The 19,277-nt window shown below is 46.3% G+C and carries 16 protein-coding genes; 6 read left to right on the forward strand and 10 right to left on the reverse strand.

The annotated features are described in order from the left end of the window. Nucleotides 1–478 precede the first annotated feature (478 nt). From QUB33_RS19415 to QUB33_RS19430, 4 genes are all read right to left on the reverse strand, one after another. The gene (locus QUB33_RS19415) at nucleotides 479–1,339 is read right to left on the reverse strand and encodes an SDR family oxidoreductase (RefSeq protein WP_333352815.1); all 861 of its coding nucleotides are present in this window, start codon (nucleotides 1,337–1,339) and stop codon (nucleotides 479–481) included. Between the two features lie 387 nt (nucleotides 1,340–1,726). Further along, a complete protein-coding gene (locus QUB33_RS19420) occupies nucleotides 1,727–4,348 on the reverse strand; it encodes an SdrD B-like domain-containing protein (protein WP_333352818.1) in 2,622 nt (873 codons plus the stop codon). 178 nt (nucleotides 4,349–4,526) lie between these two features. Beyond that, nucleotides 4,527–4,826, reverse strand: coding sequence for a hypothetical protein (locus QUB33_RS19425; RefSeq protein WP_333352823.1), 300 nt, complete (start codon nucleotides 4,824–4,826; stop codon nucleotides 4,527–4,529). A gap of 176 nt (nucleotides 4,827–5,002) precedes the next feature. Then, entirely contained in the window at nucleotides 5,003–6,928 is a 1,926-nt protein-coding gene (locus QUB33_RS19430; protein WP_333352826.1) for an SdrD B-like domain-containing protein, read from the reverse strand. 264 nt (nucleotides 6,929–7,192) lie between these two features. Here QUB33_RS19430 and QUB33_RS19435 point away from each other — a divergent pair, with 264 nt between their 5' ends. Continuing rightward, on the forward strand, nucleotides 7,193–7,870 hold the full coding sequence (locus QUB33_RS19435) for a peptidoglycan-binding protein (protein WP_333352829.1): 678 nt from the start codon (nucleotides 7,193–7,195) through the stop codon (nucleotides 7,868–7,870). 659 nt (nucleotides 7,871–8,529) lie between these two features. Here the strand turns inward: QUB33_RS19435 and QUB33_RS19440 are convergent. Then, a complete protein-coding gene (locus QUB33_RS19440) occupies nucleotides 8,530–10,407 on the reverse strand; it encodes a DUF1565 domain-containing protein (RefSeq protein ID WP_333352832.1) in 1,878 nt (625 codons plus the stop codon). A gap of 222 nt (nucleotides 10,408–10,629) precedes the next feature. Here QUB33_RS19440 and QUB33_RS19445 point away from each other — a divergent pair, with 222 nt between their 5' ends. After that, complete coding sequence (locus QUB33_RS19445) at nucleotides 10,630–11,712, forward strand: thiamine phosphate synthase (protein WP_333352835.1); 1,083 nt, start codon at nucleotides 10,630–10,632, stop codon at nucleotides 11,710–11,712. A gap of 97 nt (nucleotides 11,713–11,809) precedes the next feature. Then, nucleotides 11,810–12,022, forward strand: a complete 213-nt coding sequence (gene thiS, locus QUB33_RS19450; protein WP_015176890.1) for a sulfur carrier protein ThiS — start codon at nucleotides 11,810–11,812, stop codon at nucleotides 12,020–12,022. 187 nt (nucleotides 12,023–12,209) lie between these two features. On the opposite strand, the gene rpmA is transcribed toward thiS, so the two are convergent. After that, nucleotides 12,210–12,509: a 50S ribosomal protein L27 gene (gene rpmA / locus QUB33_RS19455; protein WP_190738131.1), complete on the reverse strand. Its 300-nt coding sequence runs from the start codon at nucleotides 12,507–12,509 to the stop codon at nucleotides 12,210–12,212. A gap of 27 nt (nucleotides 12,510–12,536) precedes the next feature. Then, a complete protein-coding gene (rplU, locus tag QUB33_RS19460) occupies nucleotides 12,537–12,929 on the reverse strand; it encodes a 50S ribosomal protein L21 (RefSeq protein WP_172190164.1) in 393 nt (130 codons plus the stop codon). 297 nt (nucleotides 12,930–13,226) lie between these two features. Here rplU and QUB33_RS19465 point away from each other — a divergent pair, with 297 nt between their 5' ends. The 3 genes from QUB33_RS19465 to QUB33_RS19475 all read left to right on the forward strand — a co-directional run bounded on the left by QUB33_RS19465 (nucleotide 13,227) and on the right by QUB33_RS19475 (nucleotide 17,424). Next, the gene (locus QUB33_RS19465; RefSeq protein WP_333352838.1) at nucleotides 13,227–13,382 is read left to right on the forward strand and encodes a hypothetical protein; all 156 of its coding nucleotides are present in this window, start codon (nucleotides 13,227–13,229) and stop codon (nucleotides 13,380–13,382) included. Nucleotides 13,383–13,446: 64 nt separating this feature from the next. Beyond that, nucleotides 13,447–14,517, forward strand: a complete 1,071-nt coding sequence (locus QUB33_RS19470) for an IS630 family transposase (RefSeq protein WP_333352841.1) — start codon at nucleotides 13,447–13,449, stop codon at nucleotides 14,515–14,517. A 36-nt stretch (nucleotides 14,518–14,553) separates the two neighbouring features. Beyond that, a complete protein-coding gene (locus QUB33_RS19475) occupies nucleotides 14,554–17,424 on the forward strand; it encodes a pentapeptide repeat-containing protein (protein ID WP_445299539.1) in 2,871 nt (956 codons plus the stop codon). Between the two features lie 169 nt (nucleotides 17,425–17,593). Here the strand turns inward: QUB33_RS19475 and QUB33_RS19480 are convergent, their stop codons facing one another. The 3 genes from QUB33_RS19480 to QUB33_RS19490 form a co-directional block, all read right to left on the reverse strand. Next, the gene (locus QUB33_RS19480; RefSeq protein WP_333044240.1) at nucleotides 17,594–17,809 is read right to left on the reverse strand and encodes a hypothetical protein; all 216 of its coding nucleotides are present in this window, start codon (nucleotides 17,807–17,809) and stop codon (nucleotides 17,594–17,596) included. A 325-nt stretch (nucleotides 17,810–18,134) separates the two neighbouring features. After that, entirely contained in the window at nucleotides 18,135–18,635 is a 501-nt protein-coding gene (locus tag QUB33_RS19485) for a DUF3122 domain-containing protein (protein WP_333352847.1), read from the reverse strand. 231 nt (nucleotides 18,636–18,866) lie between these two features. Further along, complete coding sequence (locus QUB33_RS19490; protein ID WP_333352850.1) at nucleotides 18,867–19,238, reverse strand: c-type cytochrome; 372 nt, start codon at nucleotides 19,236–19,238, stop codon at nucleotides 18,867–18,869. Between the last annotated feature and the right edge of the window lie 39 nt (nucleotides 19,239–19,277).

Here is a 19,277-nt window from a genome sequence, read left to right on the forward strand (position 1 = left end):
TTTGGCTGGCATACATTATAACTAATGAGCGCTTATTCTATATTTAGATTATACAATCTAGCTGCGTATCAGCTTAGCATGGGAATTATTTCCATATACTATTCATATATCTCTTCTCTTTATCTGCGTGAATCAGCGTCAATCCATTGTCATCTGCGGTTAACAAATTATCTTTCTTTTTTTAACCGCAAATAGAGGCAGATAAATACAGATAAACGCAGATTAATTGTATCAACAATTCCGGTTGCACCGTCGGTGATTGTTGGCCCTTCGGCGAAGCTGAGTGGGCATCGCTGTTGAGTGGATTTTACGCCCGACGATGCTACCGGATTTGATATAACTCAAAAAATGAATAAACCCGCCCTAGGTAACGTGGTTGTGGGAGCGGGTTTATTTAGATTGTGAGTTATAGTCAGAGATTGTGGGTGAAAGTCGCCCTCACAAAATGCGGTTATTTCTATCTCAACTCGCGACAAATCTATCCGTTAATCACAGAGCCGCCGTTGGGATGCAAAATTTGACCTGTCATGTAAGACGAATCTTTTGAAGCTAAAAACACGAAACTGGGGGCAACTTCATCGGGTTGACCGGCGCGTCCCAAGGCCGTGTCCGCACCAAATTTCTCCACTTTTTCTTCAGGGAAAGTTGCAGGAATTAGAGGGGTCCAAATCGGGCCGGGGGCGACTCCATTGACGCGAATTCCTTTCTCAGCTAAACTTTGAGACAAAGAACGGGTAAAGGCAACAATTGCTCCTTTCGTGGAGGAGTAATCTAGTAATTGTTGATTGCCTTTATAGGCGGTGACAGAGGTAGTGTTGATAATTGCACTTCCCTCTTTGAGGTGTTTGAGAGCGGCTTTTGTGAGATAAAACATCGAGAAAATGTTGGTGCGGAAGGTGCGCTCTAATTGTTCGGCCGTGATGTCTTCAATGCTTTCTTGGGGATGCTGTTCGGCGGCGTTGTTGACGAGGATATCGAGGCTACCAAACTCTTTAACTGTTTGTTCTACAAGGTTTTGACAGACGCTTTCATCGCCGATGTCGCCGGCGATCGCAATACAGCGCTGGCCTTGTTGTTCGATCGCCTCTTTGGTTTTTTTGGCATCATCATCTTCGTTAAGATAGCTGATGACCACGTTAGCGCCTTCCTTCGCGAAAGCGATCGCCACCGCACGCCCGATACCGCTGTCTCCGCCGGTAATTAAGGCTACTTTGTCCCGCAATTTGTCGCTACCGCGATATCCCTCCGCGAAGGACTGAGGTTGCGGAGTCATTTGTGATTCAATACCGGGTTGCTGGTCTTGATGTTGAGCCGGATTGGTTTGTTGTTGAGTTGGCATAACATATTCCTCTAGGTTCTACCTCTATAAATAAAGGTTTTCTTGAGGCGGGGAATCGCTCTTTTTGCCGATCGCGCTCTACGACTAAAGACAGTAATTAAAGAGATAAATAAACCCGTCAGCCGAGCCCATGATTGTGGCGGGTTGATTTATATAAATTGTGAGTTTTCCTCAAAGATTGTCGGTAAAACCGGCTCCTTGGAGCATCGGCATATATTTGTTGTAGAGGCGGGTTTCACGAAAAATATTTCCGGTAATTAAAGAAATCGATAAACCCGCCGCGCGAACCTCTAATTATTGTCAAAACAGCAAAAAGCACGCCAAAATATGATTTGACGTGCAGTTTAAACAAGCTAGTTGCTAATTGCTGAGTCTCAAACTAGAGACCTAACTTAAGATTAAAGCCCCCCAATTCGTAGAAGACTTAGGAGGAGCTACGAACAATTCTTCATCGCCACGCTTCTGAGCTTCTAAAAACGGTGCGATCGCAGCCTGTGCCCCATCTTCCCACTTCTTGCCATTAAGAACATTAGCCGCACCAGGATTATCAAGTACGATCGAGTTGTCAAATATGCTGACTTGTTGAGCGACTAAGCCACCGCCGTTAGTCAGAATATCTGAAGTATCAGTCACAGGCTTGTCGCCAGTCAGCTTATCAGGGATGCTCTGAATAGCTCTTTCTGGAGTTGTCGGTACTGGCGTCGGTGCCACCACCGTAGGCACGGTGTTAGGGCCCGGCACGTCAAAGCTAACCGGGTTGGGCCCAGTTGGGATAGGGAACGGGTTATTAACGCTCGCATCGAAGACTTCCAAAACCGAGTAAGTGGCTGGAGACAAATTATTAAACCGAGCAATACCAGCAGCATCAGTTCTCACCAGCGGTTCTGTTGCAGCATCATAGCGGCCGTTGTCGTTCAAATCCAAGGTGAATGGTATATTGGAAAGGGGCTCTTCATTGGGGTCCCGTACACCGTTGCGGTTATCGTCCCGGAATTTAGGAACCAAGAGGTCATAGCGGCGAGAGTTACCGACCAAAGCACAAGTAAAGGTTTGATTCGCACCGAGAACAACATCCACCGGTTGAGTCGTTTGGAAGTAACCAGGAGGCGTTACTTCTCGAATGCTGTAATTGCCGGGGCGCAAATTGTTGAATGCAAAGATACCAAACTGATCGGTAGTAGTAGTGGGTTCATTTGCTTGCAACTGACCGTCACGATTACTATCGATAAAAATGGTGACACCAGGAATAGCTGGTTCATTCCCATCTCGATAACCGTTCAGGTTGAAGTCCTCAAACTTACACCCGGTGATGTTGCTGTTAGGTGTGTTGGCAAAGGTAACGTTGGCATCCTGAGTGCTGAGGGTCACATCGACGCGATCTGCCGTAGAAGGGGAGAAATTCGGCTGTGCAACTTCCCTGACGACATAGTTGCCTGTTGCCAAGTTGGTAAAGGCACCTCTCCCCTGGGCATTTGTCGTGATTTGCTGTTCTCCAGCGTCGGCAGTGCCATTGTTATTGGTGTCGAGGAAGACAGTGACACCGCTAATTGGCGCTTCACCTTGAGTTGGTTCAAAGCGACCATTGGCATTCAGGTCATTGTATTTGAAGACAGCGATGTTCGGTCGAGTGTTGCCCACACCGGCATTGTTGCCAATACCCGGAGTTGCTCCCACAGGAGTAAAGGTAAGTGCTGGCGATGGGTTGGGCGCTGGTAAAGTTGTAACTGGCGCAGCAAAAATCGGTCGCTCACCAGTGGTGGCGATCGATCTTTCACCTGGTTGTTGAACGCCGTCGCGGTTGGAGTCTACGAATTTAGGGTCGTTTGGTTTCAGCGTGTAGGTTGAGTCTGCTACTAGCAGCGGTTGCTCTCTGCTGATCGTACCCTGGAATCGCGCCTGAGGCCCTGGTGCCGAAACCAGAGCGGGGTTTGGAGTGGTTGCTACTGGAGCATTCAGGTTTCCTGGGGCACCGCCACCTACTTCTGCAGGCAGTACACTTGGAAAAATTTCCAACACTCTGTAATCGCCAGCTCGCAAATCCTTGAAGGTAACTACTCCGTTCGCATCTGTGATGGCTATCGGTTCGGAGTCTGCTCCATCCCAGCGACCGTTCGCGTTCACATCTAAAATAAACGGTACTCGGGCAATGGGGGGTTCCAAGACTCCATTAACCACATTTCGCGAGCCGTTGCGGTCTATGTCTCGAAATTTGTTAACTTCAATTTGATAGAGCGGAGTATCGCCAACTTGAGCGCAGGCAAAGGTTTGACCTGCTGCTACCGTCACGTCCAGTACCGGAACGTTGCCGGGGGGAGTGCTTTGGGGAAAATCTTGTGTTTCTAAGGGTTCTGCGTCCGTAGCATTAACTTCTAGTCCGGTAACAGAATTAATCTGTCGTCTGATCCGTTCTTCCCGAATCTTGTAGGTTCCGGGTAATACGTTGAACGACCATGCACCATTTTTGTCTGTTAAAGTGTTCTGTTCGTCTGCATCGCGTTGACCGTTGCCATTGGAATCAATATATATCCTGACATTTTTAATCCCCGGTTCATTTCCATCTCGGAAGCCGTCGGCATCTATGTCTAAGTATTTGCATCCTACGATACGACTGCCTGTAACTGGTGGAACTCCCGCGTTGCCAAAGAAAACGTTGACATTTCGGTTGCCGAGAGTGACAGCCAGGGGGTTGGGAGTAGTAGCGGTGAAACCAGCAGGTAGTACCGTTTCGGTGAGTACGTAATTGCCAGGGGCAAGATTTATGAATGAGAACGCGCCGTTAGCGTCCGTCGTGGTAGAGATTTCGCCAGTACCAGCATTAAATACACCGTTGGTGCTTGTTGCTGGTTCGAGGAGGATGGGGATATTTCCCAGACCTGGTTCATTGGGCTGTCTGACCCCATCTCGGTTCAGGTCATTGAACTTGATGCCTAAAATTGCCGGGCCAGCATTCCCAACCACAACAGGCTGTAGTTGACTGGCAATGAGCTCTTTTTTAGTTAAATCTGTCATGATTTCTCTCCTTCACACCTAAATCCACGTAAATTACAGACTACTGTATGGGTTGTAACTTGCTGAGTAGTTTTTACTAATAGCTGACAACCGCTACTCGATTTTACATACGTCTGCACTTGAGGTAATGTTCCCATCTCACACAACAATGCCTCAAGCTTTGTCGCTGGCAAGTATATCAGGTTTTGAAGAACCCTGGCAATTTGAGGGCAACATCTTCAGGATTTGCACACCTTCTCTGTCCGTACATACTTGCTGTTTCGAGCTTTAAAAAGCCTAAGACTGACTTCTCCCCCCTGATATCCAGCCCGGCTGCATTGTTCTTGTTCGTCCTGGTTCGCTGTCCTAGACTATGGCCTCCTCCGGGATTGCCAAGGACAGCTTTCCCAGCACCGATCGAGCTACCGGACTTGATAGGACTTGCTTTGCCTGCAAATACGCCGATCTGGTTTGGGGGATTTACCTGATAGTTTCTCACTCACAGAGATGCTACTGCCTCTGAATATTGCACCCAATATACAAGCCAGCTTCGGAGTTGCCGGAACTTAGGCTTGAGAGTTGGAGGTTGCCAACAATAGGGTATCACGCGATCGCCCTTTAACCTCTTCGGGATTTTTATCTGCGGTTTTGGATTCCGGGCGATCGAGCTTTATGTCACCCTACATAACCGAGAAATCTCTCACACTGATCGGCTACAAACGAGTGAGCGAGCGCCCCATTATTATTTAATTCATTGGTATTGACAAACTTGCCAACTTGTGCATTAGGCTCCAGGCCGACATTCTGTTGCCCAAAGTTAGGAATATTGCCTAAATTCGCCAAAAATCCATCACTCAAAAATTTACTAATTCGATCGCTATCATGACCCTGGCTCAAAAGCAAGCGATCGGCCCCCATATTGTCTGCAGGTTTGCCCGCATAGCTGCTGCCATCCGTCAGCGGGTCGCCCTTCAAGGATTTAGTGGACCTACCCTCAGCCTCTCCCGTCACCACATCGATGCTGCTAGCCCGAATCTCTGCCGAGACAACAACCACCGCAGGCGGAGTCGTTAGAATGAAACCCGGCGGCGGAACTTCCCTGACAACATAACTACCTACGGGAACATTGCGGAAGCTGTAATTGCCCTGAAGGTCGCTTAAGGTACTCGCTTCGCCCGGATCTAAACTGCTGTTATTGTTGAGGTCGATGTAAATAGGAGTGTTGGCGATCGGGGGTTCCCCGGGATCTAGGCGGCCGTTGGCGTTAAAATCGTTAAATTTCACACCGCTGATTGTACCCGTTACCAACACGTTGCCAAAGCTGAGATTAGTGGCATTTGTGCCGTTGCCCACGGTTATCGGAGTCGGATTGGGCGTGGTTTGTCGAAAACCTGGCTGCGGGACTTCCCTCACCACATAGGTCCCTGGAGGCAAATTGATAAAAGAGAAATTACCTTCGGGGTTTGTTAAAGTCGAAGGTTCGCCTGGATCTAAGCCGCCGTTGTTGTTGAAATCAAGGTAAATCGGCCAGTTGGCAACTCTCGGTTCCGTCGGTTCGTTGATACCGTTAGCGTTGAGGTCGTTGAACTTGAAGCCGCTGATGCTGCCGGTAGGAAAATTGTTGCCGAAATTGACGCCCACAGCGTTGGTATTGCCGGTTATGTCGATCGGGCCTGGATTTGGCGTAGTCTGTACCCATCCCGGTTGCTGGACTTCCCTCACCAAATATCGGCCCGGGGAAACATTTGCCAAAGTGTAGTTGCCTTGCGGGTTTGTGATGGTGGTGGGTTCGCCCGGGTCTAGACTGTTATTGCCGTTGAGGTCGAGGTAAAGTTGCCAGTTGGTCAGAGGGGGGTCTGTCGCGTCTCGGATGCTGTTGGCATTGAGGTCATTGTATTTGATCCCGCTGATGCTGCCGACAAAAAAGAGATTGCCAAAATTGATGTTGTTGACAGTGGCGTTGGAAGTAACGTTAACCGGGGCGGGGTCAGGTGTGGTTTGGATAAAACCCGGCTGCTGGACTTCTCTCACCAAATATGTCTCTGCAGGAATATTGACAAAAGCATAATTGCCTTCAAAATTTGTCAAAGTAACAGGTTCGCCGCCGTCGAGCCTGTTATTGCGGTTGAGGTCGAGGTAAATTTGCCAGTTAGCTAGCCCTTGTTCCCCGGGATCTCGGCTGCTGTTGTTGTTAATGTCGTTGAATTTTGTGCCTGCGATCGTCCCTGCGTTAAAGTTGTTGCCAAAATTTATATTGCCAGCATTTGTGCCGCTGGTAATCGTGATGGGTGCGGGATTTGGGGTAGTTTGGCGAAAGTTCGGCTGCTGGACTTCCCTAACTTGGTAAGTGCCCGGCGGCAGGTTGGCGAAGATGTAGTTGCCTTGGGGGTTTGTAAAAGTGGAAGGTTCGTTAAGTTCTGGCTGGCCGTTGTTGTTGAGGTCGAGGTAGATTTGCCAGTTGGGAATTGGGAATTCTTCAGGATCAGGGCGGCCGTTGGCGTTGAGGTCGTTGTATTTGGTGCCGCTAATGCTGCCGACTTGGAAGTTCCCGATGTTGACGTTGCCGATGTCTATTTGGCTGGCGGTTCTGAATTCGGACATGGTGTTGCTGGGGCCCAATGAACGCGGTTCAATGTTTTCTGTAGGGCAATCTAGCAGTTTTTTTGCCAATTGCAGCTATTTCAGGGGATAAATTATTTTTAGGAAAGGCAAGGGGAGAAAAGTTGTGAGTTTTGAGTTAACTGGTTCGCAGGCTGTTGATGGGAATCAGTTAATGCCTTATGCCCAATTCCCAATGCCGAAATTCCCAATTTTTTCCAGATTTGATGTACGATCGCTACCAGTTTTCCAGAGGTCGAATTCCCAATGTCCCAAAACTTGACAGCAAGCTGGAATGAAGCCCGCGAGGTTCCGAGTTTGCTCTTCGGCTGGAGTTTGTGCGGTTTATTGGTAATAGGCTCGATCGCCCCTACTCGTGTTGCAGCACAGCTACCTACCTCCGAACAAGGTAACATTAACAGCCCGATCGCTCAAACAGGTGCGATCGTCCGCCCCGCAATCAAATTGGGCAGCCGCGGCGAGGAAGTGATCGAACTCCAAGCTGCTCTTCAATTGTTGGGCTTTTATACTGGCGCTGTAGACGGGATTTTCTCACAAAGCACCGCTAGAGCGGTGTCTCAGTTCCAGGAAGCAGCAGGTCTGCCTCCCGACGAAATAGTCGGTCAAGATACTTGGAATCGGCTGTTTCCTGCGACTCCTGGCGCGATCGAAAACCCGATCGCTAACGATCCTGTAAATGCCGACAATTCAGAGATTAACCCCCAAGCGCAGCCAACCAATTTTCCGGTTTTAAGAAGACGAATGCGGGGGCCGGTAGTCAGAGATTTGCAAGAGCGACTGCGGGCCAAGGGATTTTTGCGCGTGAGTGCTGACGGCGTTTTCGGCCCGGAAACTCAAGCTGCTGTCAAGGCCGCTCAGCGACAATATCAACTGCCAGCAGACGGCATTGTCGGTCGCGCAACCTGGGAAGCTCTGCTGCGTTGACAGCAAGCAAATAGTGCCGGCTATGCACGTTGCGCGACCGGGCGATCGTACAAATTGTTAATAATCGCTTTTGGAAGTATTTCTGCACGTCAAAAAGTGTCAAGTTTGGTAAACAAAGTGTTTTTATGCGCGGAGTTGGTGTTAACTTAAAAACATGAGGGGCAAAACCAAGAAGCACAAAAAACTTGGATAAAAAATTTGGAATTAGAGTATTTGTCCCGATCGGCTCTAGTTCGCAGGCAACGCCTGAACCGTGTAGCTTATTAGCAAAGAAAGGTTGATATTGCGATCGGGATTGGTTAGATAGCTTGAGGCTATTGTATGAATCAAAAGTTGCGATCGCACAACAGTCAAACACAGAAGTCTGAATAGACTCCGCTGATAGCTAGCTCGTCTCCAGAGTAGTTGCAAAAAAGTCCACCTTAGTTGTAGTTTGCTGAAACTCAGCAGAGCTAAAAACCCACTTGAATCAACTTAATTTACAAACTTTTTAGGGTCTGGCATCCGATATGCTAGGCCCTAAAATTTTGTTGTTGGTTATTGGTTATTGGTTATTGGTTAAGCTCCTTTAAATGCCGAACAGCTTAGCGGGAACGGATATTCCCAATGCCCAATGCCCAATGCCCAATGCCCAATGCCCAATGCCCAATTTTCAATAACTATTTAATCTCCTCAATTCGAGCATTCCAACCGTTAGCACTGAGCATTTGTAGCAATTCCTCAGCTTTTTCACGTTCTCGAAAAGCACCGGCTTGCATCACCGGTCGTCCGTTGGAAAAAGAGCGAAAAGCACCCGTAACGAGGGATTGGATTTTTTGTCGATCGCCCGAACTGTTGGCATCCACCACAACTCGATACCGCAAACCCAAAGCAGACGGTAGATCGAATGACGGCGAATTTTCCGCAGCATCGGGCAAAGAATTTCCCCCTAAAGGTGCAGGTACATAGCCGCCCCTTCCGATAGGAATGTTGCGACCAGGAACCGGCAATCTACCCTCGGAAGAAACCGAACTCGAACTATCAAAATTGGGAGGAATCATTGGTTGCTGTACCGAAATTTCTGAAACCGATCGATAATTCGGATCGGGGACAGGAATTGCGATCGTCCCTTGGACTACCGATGAAGCAGCGGCATTCCTCGGAGAAAGCTCTTGCTGCAACTGAGCGCTTGGCGGTGTCGATCGATTTTGCACCGGTCGCCTTGAAATGGTCGCAGGTGGCGAAATTGGCGCTCTTTCAACTCTGGGAGTTAGCCGCCCGGGAGTGTAAACCGGGAGAGAAGTGTCTGGGCCACCGGTTCTGGGGGGTCGATCGGTCGTTAGCTGCAAAGCACTTCCCCCCATTGCCGGAGGGGTAAAAGTTCCCGCCACATCAACCGAGCCCGTCGTCCGGCTGCTCGACAATTGATTGCCGTAAGCGGGGATTACTTGACCTTTGGCCGCATTGTTCACATCGTACTGACCGTTGTTGCGAATAACATTCCCCCCCGGTTCGGCCGCAGTGCCCAAATCCGGCAGAGCTCTCGATATCGCCACAATTCCGTCCCGCCGGTTACTCTCGATATAATTGTTACGCAGCACCGGCCTAGCATTAGCTTGCACCACCACGCCGTCCTTATTGCGAGTAATTTTGTTACCGATGAGCAGAGGCGAAGCGTTCTGCGCTACATTCACCCCAAATCCCGTGTTTTCAAACACATTATCTCGAACTTCCGGCTGGGAACTGCCAAAAATCGTGATGCCGTTAGCTCCATTTTTCGAGAAAACATTCCCGCCAATCGTCGGCCTAGAAGTACCCACTACCGAAATGCCGTCGTGAGTGCTGCCAGAAAAAGTATTGTTGACAACCGTTGGAGAACTCGATTCGATCCACAAAGCGTAACCGCGATAGTTGGTATTCGTCACCGTCACCCCGCTGAGTCCCGCCCCATCTGCGCCTAAAATCGCAATATTTTGACCCGCCGAAGTCGGACTGATAAAATATCCTCCGCCTTTGATGACAATATTCTGACCGCGAGTGTTGGGATTTCCCTGAACTGTCACGCTGGGCCTGAGCATTAATGGAAATTTTTCGCCGGTTTGCTCGCTGTAAGTACCGGGCGCTAGCAAAATCGCTGTTTTGGGCGGGGCGACGCTTAAGGCGTAGGTAAGGGTTTTAAACGGAGCTTGATCGCTGCCGTTGCCTCCTGTGTCGCTGCCGCCGGTCGAGCTGACGTACAGTATGTTGATGTCGCTCTGCAGCGTCTGAGAAAGTAGCTGCACTCCCGGTATCCCGGCAGCGATAACTGACGGTTGATGGTTGCAAAGGGCGGTCATCGCAAAAACGAGCAGAAGGCAAGAACTCAAACAAGATTTTTGCGATCGCTTTTCTTTGCACTCGCTATATTGAGAATTTAGGAGCATAAATAAACCCCACTGATTTGCGATCCGAGTTCCGCTTCCCGAATTCGGTGTCGGGTTTTTGCGATCGAACTTTGATTTCACCCGCCTGCTGGGGTTTTCTTCTGTTAATCTTTTGTGTTGTTCTGCTAACCTCACGGCTCTCCTCCGAAGTGTGGTATGCAGTTTAACGATTCCACTCTCATCAAGTTTGATCTATTATGCTTTGTTTTCATCAAATTCAATAAAACTTAAAAAAATATTGTCGAATTTACATTGGTTTATGCCAAAATTAAGCCGCCTGCTTTGCCACAATCTTGACGGCGTGGGACAATGTAGCGGGTTGATTGGTAAGAATAATTATAATTAGGGTGGTTCTGAATGACCGACAAACAAAACAGAACTTTACCGGCACAGCCAGCCCTCTGCCGGATTTTAGATGCAAATTTAGATCGATCGCGCGAAGGGTTGAGAATTATTGAAGAATGGTGCAGGTTTGGTCTCAACAACGCCGATTTAGCTGGCGAGTGCAAGCAACTGCGTCAAGAATTGGCTGCTTGGCACGTCGCAGAACTTCGCAGTGCTAGGGATACGCCGGCTGATCCGGGTACGGAGTTGACTCACCCGCAGGAAGAGCAGCGTTCGAGCATTCAGCAGCTACTGGAGGCGAATTTCTGTCGAGTGGAAGAAGCTCTGCGGGTACTCGAAGAGTATGGCAAAATTTACGATCGGAATATGGGCGCGGCTTTTAAGCAGATGCGCTATCGGGTTTATACTCTCGAAAGCAATTTGCTGGCTTACCGACGCTACCAGCAGTTACTTCGATCGCAGTTATACCTTGTAACTTCGCCGAGAGACAACTTGATGGGAGTCGTGGAAGCTGCTTTGCAAGGCGGACTGACTTTGGTGCAGTACCGCGACAAAAGCTCAGATGACGGCGCAAAGTTGGCTAATGCGCGACAGCTTTGCGAACTTTGTCACCGCTACGATGCTTTGCTGATTGTGAACGATCGCGTGGATTTTGCGATCGCAGCAGATGCCGACGGCGTACACTTAGGACAGGGAGATTTCCCTGTGGCGGAAGCGCGCAAGTTGCTCGGCCCGGGACGCATCATCGGTCGTTCTACTACGAATGGCGAGGAAATGCAGCGAGCTATTGAAGAGGGAGCCGACTACATTGGAGTTGGACCGGTTTACCACACTCCTACTAAACCTGATAAACAGGCGGCAGGTTTGGACTATGTGCGGTATGCTGCTGATAAGTCGCCGATTCCGTGGTTTGCGATCGGCGGAATTGATATCAACAACGTCGATGAAATATTGAATGCCGGAACTCAAAGGGTTGCCATAGTACGCGCAATTATGGAAGCAGAACAGCCTACTTTAGTCACGCAGTTTTTCATCTCGCAGTTGATTCGGATGGAGAATCTGAAAGCTCAGAAAGCTTTGCACGGGAAAAGCTAGGTTTATTTGCGATTCGTAGGGCGGGTTTAGCACAGGAAATCTGTGCATAAAATATAATTTTGTTACAAAACCCGCCCTGAAAACTGATATTTTACTTATGATAAATCAAATTGCGCTGCAAGTTAACGGAGAAACCCGCAATTGTGCGATCGACACACCGTTACCAAAATTACTAGAACAATTGGGATTAAACCCGCGCTTGGTGGCTGTGGAGTACAACGGCGAAATTCTGCACAAACAATTTTGGGAAACTACACAGATGCAAGAGGGCGACATCTTAGAAGTTGTCACAATTGTCGGAGGAGGCTAGCCATTTTTTAGGAGTAAAAACGAGAGTTTTTTCTGCTTCTGTGGTTCTTCGTAAGCACCCAGAGTCCTTTCTCCGGGGAAACAAATGGCAAAAAGCTCTGCCTCCTGTAACTTTCTAATAACATAGAAAATCAGGAGGCAGAGCTTCAATTATATGCGTTCCCAGGCATAGCCTAGGAACCATAAAACTAAACTGCGACAGCTTCAGCCACGGGCTCAGCCACAGGTGCTGCTACAACAGGATAAATGCTGACTTTCTTGCGAGTTTTGCCTTTTCTTTCAAAAGTCACCACACCGTCAATCATGGCAAACAGAGTATCATCTCTGCCGATACCAACATTATTACCAGGGTGAACTTTGGTGCCGCGTTGGCGGATCAAAATGTTGCCAGCTTTGACAACTTGACCGCCGTACTTTTTGACACCCAGACGCTGAGAATTAGAGTCGCGTCCGTTACGTGTACTGCCTGTACCTTTCTTGTGGGCCATAATATCCTCAACTGTATTTACTATTTTTTATTCTGAATCAGTTTCGGCGGTTTGGGGAGTTTCAACAACTGCTGCAGTTAAGTCTCTGGCGGCTAAGACTGTACCGTTGACGCTAATCGAGTCAATCATAAAGCGAGTTGTTTCTTGACGGTGCCCTTTTTTCTTCCGAGTTTTCTTTTTCGGCTTCATCTTGTAGACGAGGACTTTGCGGCCCCGGAAATGCCGGAGAACCGTTCCTTCTACAGTGGCATTTTCTAGTAGAGGCTGGCCGATATGAACCTCGCCTTCGTGCTGGATCAGAAATACTTTGTCTATGGTGACTTTGGATTCAGCTTCAACGTGAAGCAGTTCGATGTCGTAGAAGCGGCCTGGTTCTACCCGAAATTGTTTGCCGCCGGTTTCAATGATTGCGTAAGTCATGGGATGGTTGTTGAGATTGCCGTACAGGTAGCTGATGAGTCTTTGGTCATTGGTCGTTGTGGACTTTTGACTGCTGACTGCTCTCCAGCTTTTGGAATGTCTTAACCTGATCCGAGCCGGATTTAGACAGACAATCTACTATTATTGCGGATTGTTGTACTTTTGTCAAGGTAAAAGACACTTAATCTTTTCTAATTGTTAGTTTGAGAACAGATTTGTGGCGACGAACTACGGAATGCTTACAGAGTTAAATGTAGATTTTGTCAGATTCTCTCTTCTGAAATAGGGCAGGTAAAAATGGCAAATCGCATCTGGAAACTCTTAACTACTGATATCAAAGAACTGTATTCCGCCGAAGCAGCGGAGGGCATCGGAGAAGCTGGGAAAACAGCCGCCGAATTGGCAAAAATGTTCAAAGAACAAGGGCTGGACAATAGCAACTTGCTGCTATAGCAATCCTAAATCATTATCAAGACTGTGATACAATTATATGCAATACTTAATTATGACAAAAAAAATGAATAACTTACAACTTTCACAAAAAAATATGGAAAAAGAAATAGCCCAATTAGAAGATTTCATTAAAAGCGATGTCGATGCCAGAGAACTCAAACGAGCAATAGCTGTAAGAATGGCGCTTTCAGGTAATATCTACCATGAAATTAGCAAAATATTAGGTGTAAGTAATTTTTTTATTGGTTATTGGAAAAAACAATTTAAAACCAAAGGCATCGCCGGAATCAAACTAGGACATAAAGGGTCAAAAGGGTATTTAACAGCTCAACAAAATACTGAAGTAATCGAGTGGTTAAAGAATAAAGAATATTGGAATTTAGATGAGCTAGTTACTTATTTAGCTCAAGAATTTGGTGTGATATATAAATCAAAAGAGAGTTACTATGAACTTTTCGACCGGGCGAAAATTACTTGGAAAAAAACTCAAAAAGCCAATCCTAAATTTGATAAAGAACTGGTAAAAAAAAAGACGGAAGAAATTAACGATATTTTATTTAAAAACAAGGCTGGTATAGAATCTGGGGAAATAATAGTATTGTTTTTAGATGAATGTCATCTACTTCATGGTGATCTAACTGGTTATGTTTGGGGTCAATCAAAAATCAGAATTGAAGTCCCAATTACCAATGAAAAAGATAAACAAACTTATTTTGGCGCACTCAATTATCAAAGCAAAGAATTCCATATTCAGAGCCATCCATCTGGTGATGGAAAATCAACAGTTACTTTCATAAAATACTTACAAGATAAATATGAAAGCCGCAAAATTATCTTGATTTGGGATGGAGCTAGTTATCATAAATATGGAGAATTTAGAGACTTTTTATTAGAACTAAATGCTGACAAAGAACCTGAAAATTGGTCAATTACTTGTATTTTATTTGCTCCCAATGCTCCCCAACAGAATCCCGTTGAAGATATTTGGTTACAAGCTAAAAACTTTTTAAGAAAGTATTGGTATTTATGTAGGTCTTTTAAGATTGTCAAATTTTTATTTGAGTTTTTTACTAACGAACATAAATTTGATTTCCCCAAAATACGTCAATATACTTACACAGAGAAAATCATTTAGGATTGCTCTAGATATAGAAAATCATTTAGGATTGCTATAGAGGTTTTGAACTCTCCCTTAGCTCAAGTTGTGGGAACTGGATTGCCATTTGTCGGGATTGCGGCAAAACTGCTGGCACTTTTTATGGAAAAAACTCAACAGCAGCCGACTTTAGCTGAGTGCATTTTCCTGGTCAGTCAGGCCGCTTATCTGGAAAGTTTTAAGGAGTTTCTTGGACAAGACGCAAGTTTGTTAAATCGCATCGGACAAACTCCGGTTTCTGATGGAGTTAAGCAGTTGCTTAAAAATTTAGCGGATTTAGAATTGAGCGATGAAGCAGCCCAAAAAACAGTTATTTGCTTCCGCGATTCGATATTAGCCACGGAATTTAACCTAGTGCTATCAGAACGGCTGCAACAAGCCGGACTCAATGCCGATGAAGCTCAAATTTTGACAAAGAGAGTTGCTGCTAATACTGGTCGCTATTTAATCGCAGCTTGGGCAATTTCCGGCGAGGCCATGAAGCATCTTGGACAGCCTTCTATCAGCGAATGGCGGGAGGAACAGGAGAAATATCACAGCATTGACAACTACCTGCAAGAACAGATTGCCTCTCTACCGCTACAACCTGTATTTGCAGAAAATTTCTCATTCAAGGATATCTACGTGCCTCTGAAGGCAAAGGCAATTGATGCAAATGGCAAGCTTATTGAAGATGCAGAAGCTTTCGATTTAGAAACTTGGGCAAAGCAATTGCTTGCAGATGAAAATAAACAAAATCGGGTGATGTTTGTCGAAGCTGGGCCCGGACGCGGTAAAAGCGTTTTTTGTCGGATGTTTGCTGACAGGGTGCGACAAGATTTGCATCCAGTTTGGACGCCTGTTTTAATTCGACTGCGAGATATTCCCGCATTGCAAAAGAGTTTTCGAGAGACGCTAAAAGATGCAGTTACTGCGGGTTTTGCTAGCGATGACGACTGGTTGACGGATCGAAACACGCGATATTTGTTTTTCTTAGATGGCTTTGATGAGTTGCTGATGGAGGGGAGAAGTAGCGGGGGTTTAGAGCAATTTCTCAAGCAAGTAGGGCAATTTCAGCGGGATTGTCAGCAGAGTTCGGAAATGAGGCATCGGGTTTTGATTACTGGCAGAACTTTAGCTTTGCAAGGGATTGAAAGGCAAATGCCAGATAACTTGGATCGAGTCGAAATTCAGGTGATGGATGACGGACTACAGCAACAGTGGTTGAGCAAGTGGGAAGCTCTATTTGGGGCGGAAAAAACCTCTGCTTTTCAGCAATTTTTGCAAGATGAATGCTGTCCAGAGAATGTAAAATCAGAACTGTCGCGAGAGCCGCTCTTGCTTTATCTGTTAGCGGCGATGCACCGGGACAAAATTTTGAAAGTTGAGGATTTTCAAGGAACTAACAGCACTCAAGCAAAAATTTTGATTTACAACCAAGCTGTGAATTGGGTACTCACTGAACAGCGGTCTAAATTGCTCAATCGCAATTTGACAGAATTGGAAACAGAGGATTTGCGGCGCATCCTGACAGAAGCAGCGTTGTGCGTGGTGCAGTCGGGAGGGGAATGCGCTCCTGTAGCGATGATTGAGGAACGATTGAAAGCAGATAGCTCGGTTAAAGCATTACTTGAAAAAGCACAAATACCGATTGGCGACAATCCTCTAAGAAATGCTTTGGCGGTTTTTTATCTTCAGCAAGGCAGTAAAGAAGGTTCTGTGGAGTTTGTACACAAGAGTTTTGGTGAATTTTTGTGTGCGGAACGATTGAAAGAAAGTTTGGAAGAGTGGACGGAACCGGGAAAGAAACGTATTAAATTTAATACTCAAGACTCTCAGATGGACTGGGAGATTTATGATTTGTTGGGTTATGGGCCGCTGACAGAAGAAATTGTGGAATATTTGATGGGGTTGTTAACAACTCCGGCTGTTGCAGGGGAAGAAAGTCAGTTTCGCCCTGTGGAGTTATTCCAGCGTCTGGAAGATTTTTATCTGCGGTGGTGCGAGGGGGAATTTATCGATATGCTGCCGGAAAGTTTGCCTCAGAAGAAGATGCGCCTACTGCGAGATCAATTGAAAACCCAAAAATTGGGACAGCGACAAATAGATGTTTATGCTGGTTTGAATGTGATGATGTTGCTGTTGGAGTTGCACCGTTACGGTCAGCAGAGAGATGAATTAAAAGACAAAATAATGTTTTATCCTTGTGGGAAACCTAATGCTGAAGGTAGACTTGACGATGCAAGTCGGTTGTTGCGTCTCATCGGTTATAGCTATTGTATTGGGTATTTTGGCTTTGTCCAAACAGTTCGGAGATTCCTCAGTGGTGCAAACCTCAGTGGCGCTCACCTCAGCGGTGCGAACCTCAGCGGTGCAAACCTCAGCGGTGCAAACCTCAGCCGCGCAGACCTCAGCGGTGCGAACCTCAGCCGCGCAGAGCTCAGCGGTGCAAACCTCAGCCGCGCAGACCTTAGCACCACAGACCTTACCATCGCAAACCTCAGTGGCGCGAACCTCAGTGGCGCGAACCTCAGCGACGCATACCTCAACGGCGCCAACCTCAGCGGTGCACAGATCAGCGGCGCATACCTCAGAGGCGCATATGTCTGTCGCACAAACTTCAGCGGCATAAACCTCAGCCGCGCAGATCTCAGCCGCGCAGACCTCATGGGCGCAAACCTCAGCGATGCAAACCTCAGCGATGCAAACCTCATGGGCGCAAACCTCAGCTACGCAAACCTCATGGGCGCAAACCTCAGCAATGCAAACCTCATCGGCGCAAACCTCAATGATCGCACTATTGGATATATCAAATGGGATGAAGACACAAACTGGGAGAATGTTCGAGGTTTGGATACAGCCGTTAATGTTCCAGAAGCGTTAAGGCAACAGCTAGGAATGCAGTAGAAACATTTTTCCCGGCTTGGCGTATCATTTTTATGAACAGGCTTTCCGGCCTGTTCCACAAAGAGTGAATTTTCTTGTGGGGTGGGCCCGAGAGTCCGCGCCCGAAAAGCCGATCGACCTTCGTATGTCGATCGACCTTATTTTATCCAAAAGGTCGATCGAACTGGATTCAAGCCGTCACAGAACATCTGCGCGATCGTAACAATTCCAAAGCTTGCTGTTTCACCCGACCTTCCATCACCTCTTTTTGCAAATTAATAAAAGCCTCAAAATCTTCTAAACCGTACTTAGTCATCTGCAACTGCTGTCGCAACTGTTCTTCGGCCTCAACCGTTAAGTAACCTGTTGCCAAAGCTTTTCGGACAATTTTACTGATTAAAGTCATAGTAGATTTACCCTGAAGACCTGCACATTAAAACACGGGAGTTTTGTCACCCGACTAACTCAGCTTTTAGTTTGTTTCATAATTACCCTTAAAATAGGTTAAATCTACCTTAAGGTTTATGTAAATAAAGTTATTTTTGATACATCCCTGAAGCTTTAGCGATTTTAAATGTACAGTGCGATTAAACTGATCTATTTAGTTTTGGCCAGACTAGATTATTATTTTAATACGAAAAATCCACCTTAAGGCATAATTTAAACATAACGATTTGTGACCTGGGAAATTGTATCGATTTTAACTGTAGAGTACGATTAAATTGGTATATTTAATTTCTGTCTAACAACAGCCGCCATTCTCTGACAGCGAAAGGAGGAATCAGCAATTCTGTTTCTTTCTGATTGTTTACGGGCAAATTCAACAGCAAAGGTCGATTACTTTCCAATTGTGTAATTATTGATTTGAAATCGTATTCTCCGACATTAATTGGCAAACTCGACTCGTTCCAAATATCATTAGCCTTGCCAATTTCACGCTTGCCCGCCGCAACTTTCAGCGGAACCGGGTGCTGCAATTCTGTTCCGGGAAATCCTACTAATCTCAGATTTAAAGACTTCACTACTCCCGACTTGACTCGCTTGTACAAAACAACTTGCCATGCTTTGTCATCTGTATCGCGCAGGCTTTGTACGGAGCGAAACATTACTGTCTCGGCAGTTTCTGGATATTTGTGAATCGAGGCAAAAACAGGCGGGTTGACAGCTAAGATTATATACAAGCACAAGCTAATAATAATGAAACTTCTACGCCAACAATAATATTTTTTCAACTTCCAATACCTCCAATAGTTTACATTTTTTTAGCAAAAAATAGAAAAAATGACAGGTTTGTATTGAGATTATTAAGGGATAAACAATAGAAGACAAGAAGCAGGCAGGCTTTGTATAAAGATTATTCATCTATTACCAAGTTACGCGCTAAACCTGCCCCTACATTATACCTCGGCTTGGTTTCCGGAAGTTAGGCGCTCAACCTGGTCTTACAAGGTAGATAGTCTGGTTTATTTCCAATCGGTTTCAGCTTGGGATAGCACGTAAGCTGAAACATCGATAATTTGTTGTTCCGACAAACGATCTTTGTAAGCGGGCATAATACCTTTGCCGTTGGTTACTAAGTTGGAAATGCTGGCGATGGAATCCATGCCGTATTTTTTTAAGGCTTTTTGTTTCAAGTTTTTGCCGCGCCTGATAATGTTGCTGCCGTTGATGTGACAACCTGCACAGTTGGCGCTGAAGACTTCGGCTGCGGTTGCGGGATTTGTAGCTGTATCTGCGAGGGCGATTTGGGAATTAGTGGCAATTTCTATAAAAGCCAGTGCCAGTATCAATAGAAAGGCGGTGAGAAATTTTTTTAAGTTATTTAGCGAAATCATTTATTTGCAAGTTGAAAAATAGCGCTGGATTTAATAATA

The organism is Microcoleus sp. B3-A4 (genome assembly GCF_036705385.1).
Lineage (GTDB): Bacteria > Cyanobacteriota > Cyanobacteriia > Cyanobacteriales > Microcoleaceae > Microcoleus.

Bases quoted from the DNA above. Each gene is read 5' to 3' on its own strand.
- QUB33_RS19445 (WP_333352835.1), top strand. From the start codon at position 10,630: ATGACCGACAAACAAAACAGAACTTTACCGGCACAGCCAGCCCTCTGC.
- QUB33_RS19435 (WP_333352829.1), top strand. From the start codon at position 7,193: ATGTCCCAAAACTTGACAGCAAGCTGGAATGAAGCCCGCGAGGTTCCG.
- QUB33_RS19470 (WP_333352841.1), top strand. From the start codon at position 13,447: ATGAATAACTTACAACTTTCACAAAAAAATATGGAAAAAGAAATAGCC.
- QUB33_RS19415 (WP_333352815.1), bottom strand. From the start codon at position 1,339: ATGCCAACTCAACAACAAACCAATCCGGCTCAACATCAAGACCAGCAA.
- QUB33_RS19490 (WP_333352850.1), bottom strand. From the start codon at position 19,238: ATGATTTCGCTAAATAACTTAAAAAAATTTCTCACCGCCTTTCTATTG.
- QUB33_RS19480 (WP_333044240.1), bottom strand. From the start codon at position 17,809: ATGACTTTAATCAGTAAAATTGTCCGAAAAGCTTTGGCAACAGGTTAC.
- QUB33_RS19465 (WP_333352838.1), top strand. From the start codon at position 13,227: ATGGCAAATCGCATCTGGAAACTCTTAACTACTGATATCAAAGAACTG.
- QUB33_RS19420 (WP_333352818.1), bottom strand. From the start codon at position 4,348: ATGACAGATTTAACTAAAAAAGAGCTCATTGCCAGTCAACTACAGCCT.
- thiS (WP_015176890.1), top strand. From the start codon at position 11,810: ATGATAAATCAAATTGCGCTGCAAGTTAACGGAGAAACCCGCAATTGT.
- rpmA (WP_190738131.1), bottom strand. From the start codon at position 12,509: ATGGCCCACAAGAAAGGTACAGGCAGTACACGTAACGGACGCGACTCT.
- rplU (WP_172190164.1), bottom strand. From the start codon at position 12,929: ATGACTTACGCAATCATTGAAACCGGCGGCAAACAATTTCGGGTAGAA.
- QUB33_RS19430 (WP_333352826.1), bottom strand. From the start codon at position 6,928: ATGTCCGAATTCAGAACCGCCAGCCAAATAGACATCGGCAACGTCAAC.